Origin of the sequence: Xenorhabdus szentirmaii DSM 16338 (genome assembly GCF_002632585.1) — a bacterium.
Lineage (GTDB): Bacteria > Pseudomonadota > Gammaproteobacteria > Enterobacterales > Enterobacteriaceae > Xenorhabdus > Xenorhabdus szentirmaii.
The window spans coordinates 555,243-570,896 of sequence record NZ_NIBV01000002.1 but is presented as its reverse complement, the minus strand read 5'-3'; the positions used below and the strand labels follow the sequence as shown (position 1 = coordinate 570,896).

The 15,654-nt window shown below is 43.6% G+C and carries 10 protein-coding genes; 5 read left to right on the top strand and 5 right to left on the bottom strand.

Annotation, left to right across the window (positions count from 1 at the left end):
• The first annotated feature begins 46 nt into the window (after positions 1-46).
• The 3 genes from pflB (at position 47) to Xsze_RS12345 (ending at position 4,506) form a co-directional block, all read left to right on the top strand.
• Positions 47-2,329: a formate C-acetyltransferase gene (gene pflB / locus Xsze_RS12355; protein ID WP_038237191.1), complete on the top strand. Its 2,283-nt coding sequence runs from the start codon at positions 47-49 to the stop codon at positions 2,327-2,329.
• A 120-nt stretch (positions 2,330-2,449) separates the two neighbouring features.
• A complete protein-coding gene (pflA, locus tag Xsze_RS12350; protein WP_038237189.1) occupies positions 2,450-3,190 on the top strand; it encodes a pyruvate formate lyase 1-activating protein in 741 nt (246 codons plus the stop codon).
• Between the two features lie 470 nt (positions 3,191-3,660).
• Positions 3,661-4,506: a BPSS1780 family membrane protein gene (locus tag Xsze_RS12345; protein ID WP_038237187.1), complete on the top strand. Its 846-nt coding sequence runs from the start codon at positions 3,661-3,663 to the stop codon at positions 4,504-4,506.
• A 178-nt stretch (positions 4,507-4,684) separates the two neighbouring features.
• On the opposite strand, the gene serS is transcribed toward Xsze_RS12345, so the two are convergent.
• The 5 genes from serS to lrp form a co-directional block, all read right to left on the bottom strand.
• Positions 4,685-5,974, bottom strand: a complete 1,290-nt coding sequence (serS, locus tag Xsze_RS12340; RefSeq protein ID WP_038237185.1) for a serine--tRNA ligase — start codon at positions 5,972-5,974, stop codon at positions 4,685-4,687.
• Positions 5,975-6,077: 103 nt separating this feature from the next.
• Positions 6,078-7,421 (bottom strand): replication-associated recombination protein A, encoded by a 1,344-nt coding sequence (locus tag Xsze_RS12335; RefSeq protein WP_038237183.1) that lies wholly within the window; start codon positions 7,419-7,421, stop codon positions 6,078-6,080.
• 7 nt (positions 7,422-7,428) lie between these two features.
• Complete coding sequence (gene lolA, locus Xsze_RS12330) at positions 7,429-8,040, bottom strand: outer membrane lipoprotein periplasmic chaperone LolA (RefSeq protein WP_038237181.1); 612 nt, start codon at positions 8,038-8,040, stop codon at positions 7,429-7,431.
• 88 nt (positions 8,041-8,128) lie between these two features.
• Positions 8,129-11,557 (bottom strand): DNA translocase FtsK 4TM domain-containing protein, encoded by a 3,429-nt coding sequence (locus Xsze_RS12325; RefSeq protein WP_099139160.1) that lies wholly within the window; start codon positions 11,555-11,557, stop codon positions 8,129-8,131.
• Positions 11,558-11,690: 133 nt separating this feature from the next.
• Positions 11,691-12,185 carry a leucine-responsive transcriptional regulator Lrp gene (gene lrp / locus Xsze_RS12320; protein ID WP_004256338.1) on the bottom strand — a complete coding sequence of 165 codons (495 nt, stop codon included), beginning with the start codon at positions 12,183-12,185 and terminating at the stop codon, positions 11,691-11,693.
• Between the two features lie 634 nt (positions 12,186-12,819).
• Here lrp and trxB point away from each other — a divergent pair.
• Positions 12,820-13,776, top strand: a complete 957-nt coding sequence (trxB, locus tag Xsze_RS12315; RefSeq protein WP_038238046.1) for a thioredoxin-disulfide reductase — start codon at positions 12,820-12,822, stop codon at positions 13,774-13,776.
• 107 nt (positions 13,777-13,883) lie between these two features.
• Positions 13,884-15,653 (top strand): heme ABC transporter permease/ATP-binding protein CydD, encoded by a 1,770-nt coding sequence (gene cydD, locus Xsze_RS12310; RefSeq protein ID WP_038238044.1) that lies wholly within the window; start codon positions 13,884-13,886, stop codon positions 15,651-15,653.
• Position 15,654: the final 1 nt, after the last annotated feature.

The window sequence follows — 15,654 nt, the reverse complement described above, 5'->3', positions numbered from 1 at the left end:
CACGCCAGATTTATTAAAAGTTCCACTGCTAAAAGGTAGAAGTATCATGTCCGAGTTAAATGAAAAATTTTCTGTAGCATGGCAAGGCTTTGGTGAAGGTAGCTGGCAGAATGAAGTGAATGTTCGTGACTTCATTCAAAAAAACTACACTCCGTATGAAGGCAATGAATCATTCCTTGCAGGTGCCACAAAAGCGACTGATGTTTTGTGGGAAAAAGTCATGGAAGGTATCAAAATCGAGAACCGCACTCACGCGCCGGTGGATTTTGATACTGACGTTGCGTCTACCATTACCTCTCATGATGCTGGCTATATTGAAAAAGATCTGGAACAGATCGTTGGCTTGCAGACCGAAGCGCCATTAAAACGTGCCATTATTCCTTTTGGCGGCATTAAGATGGTTGACAGTTCCTGCAAAGCCTACGATCGCACTCTGGATCCAAAACTGAAACAAATTTTTACTGAATACCGTAAAACTCACAACCAAGGCGTATTCGATGTCTATACTCCTGATATCCTGAAATGCCGTAAGTCCGGTGTGCTGACTGGTTTACCTGATGCCTATGGCCGCGGCCGTATTATTGGTGATTATCGTCGCGTTGCGCTGTACGGCATTGACTTCCTGCGCGATGAGAAATATGCTCAGTTCACTTCACTGCAAGAAAAGCTGGAAAATGGTGAAGATTTAGAATCAACCATTCGCCTGCGTGAAGAAATCTCAGAACAGCACCGTGCTCTTGACCAAATCAAAGAGATGGCGGCGAAATACGGTTATGATATTTCCAATCCCGCGACTGATGCGAAAGAGGCGGTACAATGGACTTATTTTGCCTACCTTGCCGCCGTTAAATCCCAAAATGGCGCAGCAATGTCGTTCGGCCGTGTTTCCAGCTTTCTGGATATCTACATTGAACGTGACATTCAGGCAGGCAAACTGACTGAACAACAGGCACAAGAGTTAATTGACCATTTGGTGATGAAACTCCGCATGGTACGTTTCCTGCGTACTCCTGAATATGATGAGCTGTTCTCCGGCGATCCCATTTGGGCAACCGAATCACTGGCAGGCATGGGCTTGGATGGTCGTACACTTGTCACCAAAAATAGCTTCCGCTTCCTGAATACCCTGTACACCATGGGGCCATCTCCAGAGCCTAACATGACCATTTTGTGGTCAGAGAAGCTGCCTGTTAATTTCAAGAAATACGCCGCAAAAGTCTCTATTGATACATCATCTTTGCAATATGAAAATGATGATCTGATGCGCCCTGATTTCGACAGCGATGATTATGCTATTGCATGTTGTGTCAGCCCAATGATTGTCGGTAAACAAATGCAGTTCTTCGGCGCTCGTGCAAACCTCGCCAAAACCATGCTGTACGCCATCAATGGCGGTGTGGATGAAAAACTGAAAATGCAAGTTGGCCCGAAAGAAGCGCCAATAAAAGATGCGGTGCTGGATTACGACAAGGTCATGGAGCGCATGGATCATTTCATGGACTGGCTGGCAAGACAGTATGTCACCGCCCTGAATATTATTCACTATATGCACGATAAATACAGCTATGAAGCCTCATTGATGGCACTGCATGATCGCGATGTCGTTCGCACCATGGCATGTGGTATCGCGGGCTTATCCGTAGCCGCAGATTCATTGTCTGCAATTAAATATGCGAAAGTCTCTCCAGTGCGTGATGAAACTGGCTTGGCCGTTGATTTCAACATTGAAGGGGAATACCCACAATTCGGTAATAACGATCCACGTGTCGACGATATCGCCTGTGATCTGGTTGAACGCTTCATGAAAAAAATCCAGAAGCTGAACACATACCGTAACGCCATTCCAACACAGTCCGTATTGACCATTACTTCAAACGTGGTTTACGGTAAGAAAACCGGCAATACGCCTGACGGACGCCGGGCAGGTGCACCATTCGGGCCAGGCGCTAACCCAATGCACGGACGTGACCAGAAAGGTGCTGTAGCTTCCCTGACTTCCGTTGCCAAACTGCCATTTGCCTACGCCAAAGACGGGATTTCATATACCTTCTCCATCGTACCTAACGCACTGGGTAAAGATGATGATGTCCGCAAAGCAAATCTGGCAGGATTGATGGATGGTTATTTCCACCATGAGGCCAATATCGAAGGGGGTCAGCACTTGAATGTCAATGTGATGAACCGTGAAATGCTGTTGGATGCAATGGAAAATCCTGAAAAATACCCTCAGCTGACTATTCGTGTATCGGGCTATGCTGTACGGTTCAACTCCTTGACCAAAGAGCAACAACGGGATGTTATCACCCGGACTTTTACTCAAACAATGTAGCCCCTTAAAATAGCATTACTAAAATGTCATTATTTCCTGATGAAATAAAATGACACACACTAAAGGCTCCTTAACGTCAGGGGCCTTTATTAGCTTGTCAGCTTTTGGAGAAATCCTTTCATGTCGGTACTTGGTCGTATCCACTCTTTTGAATCTTGCGGAACCGTTGATGGCCCGGGTATCCGTTTTATCGCATTTTTTCAGGGTTGCCTAATGCGTTGTCTTTATTGCCATAATCGCGATACCTGGGATACCCACGGCGGAAAAACCGTAACAGTTGAAGAACTCACCAAAGAAGCCACCACTTACCGCCATTTTATGAATGCTTCAGGAGGTGGAGTAACGGCTTCTGGCGGAGAGGCAATTCTCCAGGCTGAATTTGTCCGGGACTGGTTCAGGGCCTGCCATGCAGAAGGCATAACCACCTGTTTAGATACCAATGGTTTCGTTCGTCGTTATGATCCCGTCATTGATGAATTGTTGGATGATACCGACCTTGTGATGTTGGATTTAAAGCAAATCAACGATGATATCCATCAAAAATTAGTCGGTGTTTCCAATCACCGGACGCTTGAATTTGCCCGTTATCTCGCGAAACGCAATCAAAAAACATGGATCCGTTATGTTGTCGTTCCTGGCTGGTCTGATGATGAGCAATCCGTTCATTTACTGGGTGAATTCACCAAGGATATGAAAAATATTGAAAAAATAGAACTGTTGCCTTATCACGAATTGGGTAAACACAAATGGATTGCCATGGGTGAAGAATATAAGTTAGATGATGTCCATCCGCCATCAAAAGAAACCATGGAAAGTGTAAGAGATATTCTGAGTAGTTATGGGCATCATGTCATTTATTAAGTTGATATCTGCCGCTTTTACGGTGAAAACTTCATAAAACAATGCGTTAATCTTAATAAAAACTGACTTTCATTAACTTGAAGTCAGTTTTTTTGCAAAAAATCCCACCTTATTCAAGACACTACTACGCTAAGTTAATTGCATATATATCTAAAACAGAAGTTATAGAAGCTTATATTAAAAAAACACTAATGAACATATTAAAAACCAGATGATTTGCCTTATGACGACAAAGATCAGGTAATAAAACTAAATTATATTTTAAATATAAAAAAACATTATCAATATATTCAATGATATCGATAATAATCATGATGTAATCTATAGATAAGATCCGAAATTATCGCTTGTTGATTAATATTTTTTATATGATAATTCCGCCGTTTTCTCTATGGATTTGTATTACTGGGATGGAATAGAGAAAGACTAATTTAAGAATACCCTATTAATTAATAAGATAAATCGGAAAAATGGATACTCAAGAGATCAACCCTAACTCAGAAGAAAACAATATTTCTCTGAATAAAGAAAAAGATACATTCATTCCTGGTGGCCGTGCAGCTGGAGCAGGAGCATCAATAGAATGGATTGCCGATTCATGGAATTTGTTTAAAGCACAACCCATGAAATGGTTTTTGCTGTTTTTGGCCTATACTATCAGTTGGCTAGCTCTTACTTTAGTTGGTTCCATTATTGCGCTAATAATAAGTCCATTTATATTTGCTGCAATGTTACTTCTCATTCCTGTATTTACTGCGGGTTTTGCTGTCGCAGCTGAAGAACAAAGAAACACAGGGAATTTTCAAATAAGTTCACTTTTTGCCGGATTCAAGAAAAATTTTGGCTCATTGATTGCGGTTGGGGCACTACTCCTTGGTCTGTACATAATCGGCGTAGTTGTTATGGTGCTAACTGTAGGCCTGGGCGTCCTTCAATTGTTCTTTGCCGTCAATAATTCAGATCTTGCTCTGTTAGGTACAGGCGGATTGACAACTATGTTGCTAAGCTCTGTCATTACGATCATTTTCTCTATCGCTGCGTTAGCTATTAGCTGGTTCTCCCCTTCTTTAATCATGATTAATAATCTTAAATTCACAGAAGCCATTTCAATGAGTTTGAGTGCAATCAAGAAAAACCTACTTGGTGGATTTATCTTTTTCATACTGATGGGTATTATTATGCAAATCTCAGCTATCCCACTGGGATTAGGTTTACTGATTACTATGCCTATATATATGGCAGCATATTACACTACCTACCGCAGCGTTTTTTATGCCCCGGCAAAAAAAGAACCGAGTTCCGGTTCAATCGACTAATTTCTTTCCAAGAAGCTAATAAATATGAAAAGCGCTAACTATAGCGCTTTTTTATATAATAATGAAAAAGTAAGACATAATATTCTATTATAAAAAAGCGCCAAACTATGGCGCTTTTTTATCAAGAATTAATTATCTCGTTTTCAAATGTTGATTCGGAACCGAGAGAAATAGGCTATTAGCCGATATATTCCAATCCATTCATATAAGGGCGCAATACTTCTGGTACCTCAATACGCCCATCAGCTTGCTGGTAGTTTTCCATCACCGCAACCAAAGTACGGCCTACAGCCAGACCAGAGCCATTTAATGTATGTACTAACTGGGTTTTCTTATCATCTTTGCTGCGGAAGCGTGCCTGCATGCGGCGAGCCTGATAATCCCATGTGTTAGAGCAAGATGAAATTTCACGGTAAGTATTTTGTGCTGGCAACCAGACTTCCAAATCGTAAGTTTTTCTTGCACCGGCTCCCATATCACCCGTACACAGCAACATTTTACGGTATGGCAGGTTCAGCAACTGCAATACTTTTTCGGCATGTCCCGTCAGTTCTTCCAGTGCTTCCATAGATTTTTCTGGATGAACAACCTGAACCAATTCAACTTTGTCAAATTGGTGCATACGGATCAGACCACGGGTGTCACGGCCGTAAGAACCCGCTTCAGAACGGAAGCAAGGCGTGTGAGCTGTCATTTTCAGCGGTAATTCGCTTTCATCCAGAATTTCATTACGGACCAAGTTAGTGACAGGCACTTCCGCTGTAGGAATCAATGCATAGTTGCTGGTAGACTCTTCTTCCAATGGTTTGGTATGGAATAAATCTTCACCAAATTTAGGCAATTGCCCTGTACCATACAGTGAGTCATGGTTAACCAAATAAGGTACGTAAGTTTCCAGGTAGCCGTGCTGTTCAGTATGCAGATCCAGCATGAATTGTGCGATGGCACGGTGCAGACGAGCAATCTGACCTTTCATAACGACAAAACGTGAGCCAGTCAGTTTTACCGCTGCCGCAAAATCAAGACCGCCAGCCAATTCACCCAATGACACATGATCTTTGATTTCAAAATTATACTGACGCGGTTCTCCCCAACGGCTGATTTCGAGGTTATCACTGTCGTCTTTTCCATCAGGGGATGAATCATCAGGAATATTCGGCATGCTTAATGCAATGCTGCGGATCTCAGCCTGCAATGTTTCCAGTTCAGCTTTTGCTGCATTCAGTTTTTCACCCAACTGATTGACTTCCTGACGCAGTGGTTCAATATCTTCACCGCGGGCTTTAGCTGCACCAATAGATTTCGATCGGGAATTCCGGTCGGCTTGCAGGGTTTCAGTTTCAACTTGTAAAACTTTGCGGCGCTCTTCTAATTTGCGCAGCATCTCCACATCAAGGGTATAACCCCTGCGAGCCAGTTTTTCGGCGACTGCGTCTAGCTCATTACGCAGCATATTTGGATCGAGCATGCTAGTCCTGTGTTTTTGTTATTGAGAAGTGGTTATTAAAAAATCATTGTTGAGGATAACGTGATGAAATCCATTAAGCATAAACCTTACCGTATCAATAAGATTAACGATAGCGTTTTATAGGACTATTTTGATCCTGTTGCATTAGCCAGTTTAATTTTTCATCTATTTTACTTTCTAACCCTCTGCTTGTTGGGTAGTAGTAGCGTGTGTGTTTCATTTCAGATGGAAAATAAACTTCACCCGCAGCGTACGCATTGGGTTCATCATGTGCATAACGGTAAGCTTCACCAAATCCCATCTCTTTCATCAGATTAGTTGGAGCATTACGCAAGTGAGCCGGAACATCATAATCTGGATTATTTTGTGCATCTGCCATCGCAGCTTTAAATGCGGTATAAACAGCATTGCTTTTCGGCGCACAAGCAAGATAAACAATTGCCTGAGCAATGGCCCGTTCTCCTTCTGCCGCCCCTACGCGGGTAAAACAATCCCAAGCGGCAATGGCAACCTGCATGCCACGGGGATCTGCATTCCCCACATCTTCAGAAGCAATGGCCAGTAGCCGACGGGCAACATAAAGCGGGTCACCGCCCGCAGTGATAATCCGGGCATACCAGTAAAGGGCGGCATCCGGGGATGAACCGCGTATTGATTTGTGTAGCGCAGAAATCAAATCGTAATATCTGTCACCTTTGTTATCAAACCGTGCACTTCTCTCTCCGCTCACCTCTTTCAACAATGCGGGTGTCAAGGTCCTCTGCCCCTGCTTATCAACTTCTGCCATATCTGACATCATTTCCAGCAAGTTCAGTGATCGGCGCGCATCTCCTGCAACAAGTTCCGCTATCATTTGGCGAGTATCATCAGGTAACACAATGTTTTTCCCACCAAGACCACGTTCTTTATCATTCATGGCCTGAATCAGCACTTGCTCTATTTCTGAGGCTGTGAGTGATTTTAATAAATAAACGCGAGCACGGGACAGCAAAGCCGAGTTTAATTCGAAGGAAGGGTTTTCGGTCGTTGCACCAATGAAAGTGATCGTGCCATCTTCAATATGTGGCAAAAATGCATCCTGCTGACTTTTATTGAATCGATGCACTTCATCGACAAATAATATCGTTCTACGCCCTGCATTACGGTTTTGACGTGCTTTTTCTATCGCTTCACGAATTTCTTTAATACCGGATGTCACGGCCGAAATGCGTTCAATATCAGCTTGTGCATAGTAACCGATAATTTCAGCCAGAGTGGTTTTTCCCGTTCCGGGAGGTCCCCATAAAATCATGGAATGCAGATGGCCAGACTTAATCGCTCTTGGTAAAGGTTTTCCTTCAGCCAATAAATGTTGCTGACCGATATAATGCGCTAATGTGGTTGGCCGCATTCTTGCGGCCAAAGGTTGGAATTCATTCTGTGAAAAGTCGAGTGAAAGATTGTTCACTTAAACCTCACTGGCGCTGATCATCCAGCGTTACGCCTTCAGGGATTGTGAATTTGAATTTTGCCGCATCAACTTGGGTATTTTGCTGTCCTTTTAATTGATAGCTGCTTTTTTGCCCATCCTGCTCAACTGCCGTAAATTGCTGGATAGTCCCTTCAGGAGTCACGGTAATTGAAAAATGTTTTAAGTTACCATTGTTGTTATCAGGCGTCAGATCAAAGTTATTACCCTCCTGAACAACCTTGTACTGTTTCCAGTCAGCAGGATCATTACGGGCAATTAACATAAAGGGTGTATTCCCCGTTGCCTCTTTTAGCCAATTCGCAGTGACCTGCTCGACAAAAGGGTTATAAAACCACAGCGTGCTACCATCAGAAACCAACATACTCTCATCAGGTGATGTCATATGCCAGTTAAACAAATTCGGGCGCTTGATCCAAAGTTCACCTTCTCCTTGCTGGATTGTTGAACCTTCGTTACTTATTACTGTTTGAGTAAAATTTGCATGAAAACTGTTCACTTTTCCCAAGCGGCCTTGTAAATCTTGTACAGCATTGGCCCACGCAGAATTTGTGATCATGCTTATCATCAAACTACCAATCAACACCAATTTTTTCATGTTTGAGATACCTTCAATTCGTATTATGACCAGCGTTAAAGGCTACAATAATGTAGCCTTTAACGCTGTTAATTAACAACGATGCTGATTAACGTTCGTGGGGCGGAGGAGCCAAAACCTCACGATTGCCATTATGTCCGGGTGGACTAACAATTTGTTGCACCTCCATCTGTTCGACAATTCTGGCAGCCCGGTTATAACCAATACGGAACTGACGTTGCACTCCTGAAATGGAAACACGACGTTTTTCAACCACAAATTCAACTGCTTGATCAAACAGGGGATCGAGTTCTTCATCACTATCAAACCCTAAACCACCTTCACCGTCTTCCCCCCCTTTGATAATATTATCAATATATTGAGGACGTCCACGCGCTTTCCAATCATTTACCACTTCATGAACTTCTTGATCCCGTACAAATGCACCGTGAACACGTACAGGAATTGAAGAGTTTGGTGCCAGATAAAGCATATCCCCCATACCCAATAATGATTCTGCCCCGCCTTGGTCAAGAATAGTACGAGAATCAATTTTACTGGACACAGTGAATGCAATGCGCGTCGGAATATTGGCTTTAATCAGCCCTGTGATGATATCAACAGAAGGCCGCTGTGTTGCCAGCACCAAGTGGATACCTGCTGCCCGTGCTTTCTGAGCCAAGCGTGCAATTAACTCTTCCACTTTTTTTCCGGCAGTCATCATCAGGTCGGCAAATTCATCAACCATCACAACAATATAAGGTTCTTTTTTCAGCACAGGGTGAGTCACATCCATACTGTCACCGGGCTTCCAGAACGGATCTGGGATCGGCCTTCCCATATTTTCTGCCTGCTTGATCTTGTCATTATATCCCGCAAGGTTACGTACCCCCAAGGCAGACATCAGCTTGTAGCGGCGTTCCATTTCGTTTACACACCAACGCAGTGCGTTGGCTGCGTCTTTCATATCCGTAACCACTTCAGTCAATAAATGTGGGATCCCTTCATAAACGGACAGTTCAAGCATTTTCGGATCTATCATAATAAAGCGGACATCTTCAGGTTTCGCTTTATACAAGATACTGAGGATCATGGCGTTGACCCCCACCGATTTACCCGATCCTGTTGTTCCCGCAACCAGTAAGTGCGGCATTTTGCCCAAATCCGCCACAACTGGCTGGCCTGCAATATCTTTGCCGAGAACAATCGTCAATGGTGACGGGTCATTCCGGAATTTTTCGCAATCCAGTACTTCTCTCAAATAAACGGTTTGGCGTTTCTTGTTCGGTAATTCTAACCCAACATAAGGCTGACCCGGGATCACTTCTACGATACGGACAGCAACTGCTGAGAGTGAACGAGCAAGATCACGCGATAAGTTGGAAATACGGGAAGCTTTAACACCCGGCGCTAAATCCAGTTCAAAACGTGTAATGACCGGTCCCGGAGAAAACCCAACAACATCCGCCTTAACTCGGTAATCATTCAAACGCGCTTCAATCAAACGCGAAGTTTGTTCAAGCGCAAACATATCTACTGGTTCTTCTTCTTCTGGTGGTTTTGCCAGCAGACCTAACGAAGGCATCGGCGTCGTTGGTTTTGGCAATGGCTGATCATTGCGAACCAAAAATGGATGGAACAGGCTATTCTGTTGCGGTTGCTGCGGTTGCTGCGGTTGCTGCGGTTGCTGCGGTTGCTGCGGTTGCTGCGGTTGCTGCGGTTGCTGCGGTTGCTGCGGTTGCTGCGGTTGCTGCGGTTGCTGCGGTTGCTGCGCAAAAGTATGCTGAATTTTGGGCTCATGGGAAGCTAAAATTGGAACAATTTTTTCCAATTCAGGCTCTTCCCGGATGTCATTCGACGGAAAAGAAGGAAACTCTGAATCCTTATTTTGTGATGAAATCGGTACTGAAATATCAGGTTGGTTAGCGTGATATCGTTCACGTTGCTGCTGCTCAAATGCTATTTGCAACGGATCTTTCTGCCCTTCTTGTTTATCGACGCTATTTTCTATGTGATTTTCTGTTAATGCAGCAACCGTTGATTGTCTATCTGTTAATGCATTTTCTTGATTAAATTCTTTATCCTCTTTATCTTCTTTATCTTCTTTCTCCGATTCAAAATCAGCACCATAACGCTCACGTTGTTGCTCAAGGAATTGTTGGCGCAAAAGGTCTTGTTGTTGCTCATCCATTTGCTGTTCAATGGGTTCTGCCATCAGTTCATTCTGTTTTTCTTTTTCTTCCCGTTGCAGGTCTTCAGATAGACGATGAGAAGGTACTTTTATGCCATATAATTCGCGTCGGGTCGGTATCCTGACAGGATTCGGGCGCGGCATTTCAGGGCCAATACCTTGTTTAACCTGAGGATTTTTTATTACTGCTACTGGGCTGGCGATCTCTTTCCCTGCATTTGGCAGGCTGGCTGATTCGATATCCGGTTGATAATCAGTCGGTAATTCGAATGTATAACGAACAGGATCTTGCTCCTGATTTTCAGCTTCCTGCCCAGCGCTATCATACAAAGGTTCTGGTGAGGCCGTAACAGGCTGTTGTGCAGCCTCACTATTAAATATAGGTTCAACGGGTTCTGATTCTTTTATTTCAGAATGGGCTGTTATTTCAGGATGAGCTGTTTCTGGAAAAATGGGGAGAGATGGGCCATTTTCTTCTGGTTTCTGGCTGTTTTCAGAACTGGCTCCCAAAGTATCAGGTGCCTCCTCTGCTGTATTCGCTAATTCCACTATTGTCGGAACCATCAGCAATACATCATTTTCATCAACATCAGCCAGTTCAGTCACAACAGATTTTTTTTGCACTTCACGTTTATCGTCATCAACGTGGCTATCCTGTTGCTGTTCACTGACTTTGCGTGCCGAAACTGTTTCATGTTCTGGCTCATCGTCGTCATATTCAACTTCGTTGCGGCCACGATTGACGACAAAACTGAGTGAGTTAAGAATAACCGCCCCGATTTTCTCTGCAATAGTCAGCCATGACCAGCCTGTAAATAAGGTAAATCCGGCTGCCCATCCGCCAAGCAAAACCAATGTTGCCCCAAGGATGTTGAACCACGGCAAAATAGCATTACTGAATAAGCTGCCGATGACTCCGCCAGCAGCAAAATCATCAAAGTCATCAATATTGAGTGCAACCAGACCACATGAGGTCAGTATCAGGGCTAAAGCACCAATGACACGTAATGCAAGTGTAAATAAATCAACATACTCTTGCCTATCTTTCTGACGGAAAGCATTCCAGCAACCTAAAAACATTAATGGCGGGACTGCATAGGCAAGAATACCAAACGCTGAGAACAAAATATCCGATAGCCAGGCCCCAACACTTCCCCCCCAATTATGAACGGGTTCATGCCAAGAGGTTTGTGACCAGCTCGGATCGGATGAGTTGAAACTGATAAGCACTATCATCAAGTACAGCGCACAAATAGCAATAACCAACAGAATGGCTTCCAGAAACCGGCGGCCACTGCTAACTTTATTTAACTTAACGTGTTTGTCTTCTGTGTATTCCTGGTTCAAGAAAGGATCTCCAGGTGTTTTCCTGTTGATTAAACGGAACAACGCTGAGGATTGCTCAGCGTTGAAGCTGTATGCATACACAGGAGTGTACCTAAATTTTTCCTGTTTTGCATCTGTGCATTTTAGATAAAGTTTAGCGGGTCTTGATGACCAGACGGTTGCTTTGCTTCACTTCTTCCATAACAACATAAGTACGGGTATCGTTAACACCAGGAAGACGCAACAAAGTTTCGCCCAATAACTTACGGTATGCAGACATATCTGGCACGCGTGTTTTCAACAAATAGTCAAAATCACCAGAAACTAAATGACATTCTTGAATTTCTTCTAATTTCTGAACAGCTGTATTGAATTGTTCAAATACATCCGCTGCGCCACGATTCAGTGTAATTTCAACGAATACTAATAATGATGCATCCAAGTAATGAGGGTTCAGCAACGCTGTGTAGCCAGAAATAAAACCTTGACGCTCCAAACGGCGCACACGCTCCAAACAAGGTGTTGGTGATAAACCAACCCGCTTGGATAACTCCACGTTAGAAATGCGGCCGTCTTTTTGCAGTTCGTTAAGGATATTGCGGTCTATGCGGTCAAGATCTTTTCCTGGACGCTTTTTATTATCAATCATCTTATTGCTCTCTCTTTATATTCCTACACCCATAACATTTTCCCTATCTCTTTCAAGCAGTTGAGCTGGAAAAGATGTCTTCAAAAGCTAAAGCTCAATCTGTAACCAATGTTTAGGATCTACAGCAATCTTCCAAAATACGGTTTTCCGGCATTCGACTTACTGACAGCCCGATTTGTTCGTATCCCATCTTTTAGCATGTTATTCCCAAAACATGGCGTCTTTCAGAAAGTAGCTTAACGGCAATTTTTAATATTCTATGAGAAAATCACCACTCTTATTTTTCTATTCTATAGAAACAATTGATTAGCGAGGTAGATAATTATCTCTTACACAGATGTTTTCGCAAATGCACAGCCGATTGTCAAAGTAAATGAACAAAAATCAGAACAACCTACCAGATAAATTTTAAGTTAATCGTTTCGACAACTCATTTCATACCTAAATAGAATAATTTCTGTCCTATTCAGAAGGTTAAGTAATCTCTTCTTACATTTCGCTTACATCGTAGTTACTATCTATCGGTAAAATCGTTAATAACATGAATATTTTATCTGATAATCGCTTTTTTTAACTTATTATTTCTCCTACAATCCCCAAATCCACAATATGTGATAAAGGAAATGAGGTATTCATGAGCACAGCTAAACACAGTAAACTCATCATTCTTGGTTCAGGTCCTGCTGGTTATACTGCTGCTGTTTATGCGGCCCGCGCTAATTTAAACCCTGTCCTCATCACAGGGGTTGAAAAAGGCGGCCAATTGACCACCACGACTGAGGTTGAAAACTGGCCTGGTGATCCTGAAGGGCTGACCGGCCCGGATTTGATGGAGCGTATGTTCCAACACGCTGAAAAATTTCAAACTGAAATTGTTTCCGACCATATTAAGAAAGTTGATTTCTCAAAAAGACCTTTCCGTTTATATGGGGATGATCAGGAATATACCTGTGATGCATTGATCATCGCGACAGGAGCCTCAGCCCGTTATCTTGGACTGCCTTCGGAAGAAGCCTTTAAAGGCCGTGGTGTATCTGCCTGTGCAACATGCGATGGTTTCTTCTATCGCAAGCAAAAAGTCGCTGTCGTAGGGGGGGGGAATACCGCCGTAGAAGAAGCGCTCTATCTGGCTAATATCGCCTCTGAAGTTCATTTGGTCCACCGCCGCGACACTTTCCGTTCAGAGAAAATTCTGATCGACCGCCTGATGGACAAAGTCAATAACGGCAATATCATCCTGCATACTGACCGGACTTTGGATGAAGTATTGGGTGATGATATGGGTGTAACAGGTGTCCGTCTCCGCGACACGAAAAGTGATAATACCGAAGAGCTGGATGTCAGTGGTGTTTTCATCGCTATCGGACACAGCCCGAATACCGGCATCTTTGATGGTCAGCTTGACTTGGAAAATGGGTACATCAAAGTTCAGTCAGGATTACATGGTAATGCGACCCAAACTTCCGTTCCGGGAGTTTTTGCCGCCGGAGATGTGATGGATCATGTTTATCGTCAGGCCATCACTTCAGCAGGAACAGGCTGTATGGCCGCATTGGATGCTGAGCGTTTTCTCGATGGATTGGCAAAATAAATAATCTGTCCCCCCTTAAAGGCGCTATTTAGATAGCGCTTTTTAACAAGTAATATAATGCTTGTTTTGATATTGAATATCTTCACCATCTAATCAGAAACTTTCTTATGGACAAAACAAGACAATCTGAACTTGTTCGATGGCTGAGACAACAAAGTGCTCCTGCTCGTCGGTGGCTTCGTTTATCTATGCTACTCGGCCTAATCAGCGGATTACTTATCATCTCTCAAGCCTGGCTCTTAGCGTCGATTCTCCAATCTCTGATCATGGATAATGTTCCCCGCGAAAATCTTATCAATCAGTTTCTCATGCTGGCAGCAGCCTTCACAATGCGTGCGGTCATCAATGCCATCAGGGAACGTGTCGGATTTATCTGTGGTCAGGTTGTACGCCAGAAAATACGCAATATGGTGTTAGATAAATTGGAGCAGCTGGGGCCTGTCTGGGTTAAGGGAAAACCCGCCGGAAGCTGGGCAACCATTATTCTGGAACAAATAGAAGATATGCAGGATTTTTATTCCCGCTATCTCCCCCAAATGACTCTGGCTGCCTTGATCCCCACTTTAATCCTGATTACCGTATTTCCTGTCAATTGGGCAGCCGGATTAATTTTGCTTATTACGGCCCCTTTAATCCCTCTTTTCATGGCGTTAGTGGGATTAGGTGCGGCTGATGCTAACCGACGCAATTTTGTTGCCCTTAGCCGGTTAAGCGGTAATTTTCTTGATCGTTTACGGGGATTGGAAACTTTACGTCTCTTCCATCGTGGCGATGCCGAAGTCAAGCAGATTACAGAGTCAACAGAAGATTTTCGCCAGAGAACAATGGAAGTGCTGCGCATGGCATTTTTATCTTCAGCTGTACTGGAGTTTTTTGCCGCAGTATCTATCGCCGTTGTTGCTGTCTATTTTGGTTTTTCCTATCTGGGCGAATTACACTTTGGCAGCTATGGGATGGAAGTGACTTTGTTTGCCGGTTTTCTCGCTTTAATTCTTGCCCCTGAGTTTTTTCAGCCTCTCCGCGACTTAGGGACGTTTTATCATGCAAAAGCCCAAGCCGTCGGAGCAGCAGAGTCACTTTTCACCCTGCTTAGCAGTGATGGTGAACAACAGGTCACCGAGGGTGAAAAAACATTATCCAATGAAGACCCCATTATCATTGAAGCCTGTGAGCTGGAAATTCTGTCCCATAATGGTCACCGCCTTGCTGGCCCTTTAAATTTCATCATAGATAAACATCAACGGATTGCTCTGGTCGGAAAAAGCGGGGCTGGGAAAAGTTCCCTGATCAATGTGCTGCTAGGGTTTTTGCCTTATCGAGGCTCCCTGAAAATTAATGGCATCGAACTACAGGAACTTAATCTCGCTAACTGGCGGGAACACCTCAATTGGGTTGGGCAAAATCCACATCTTCCGGAACAAACATTGTTAGAAAATATTCGCCTTGGTCAATATGATGCAACCCAAGAGCAACTGAATGATGTCATGGAAAAGGCTTATGTCAGTGAGTTTATTGATGATTTACCTGACGGGATTAATACAGTTTTAGGTGATAATGCTGCCCGTTTATCCGTCGGGCAAGCTCAGCGTGTCGCCGTAGCACGCGCGTTATTACGCCCTTGCCAATTATTGCTGTTAGATGAACCCGCCGCGAGCCTTGATGCGCACAGTGAACAACGCGTGATGTCAGCGTTAAACCAAGCTTCTTACCAGCAAGCAACACTGCTGGTCACTCATTTATTGGAAGAAACACTGACATATGACCAGATTTGGGTTATGGAGAATGGACTGATAATTGAGAAAGGTGACTATAACACTTTATATCAGTCCCAAGGGGCATTTTCTCATCTGTTGTCTCATCGCAGTGTGGAGCTTTAAT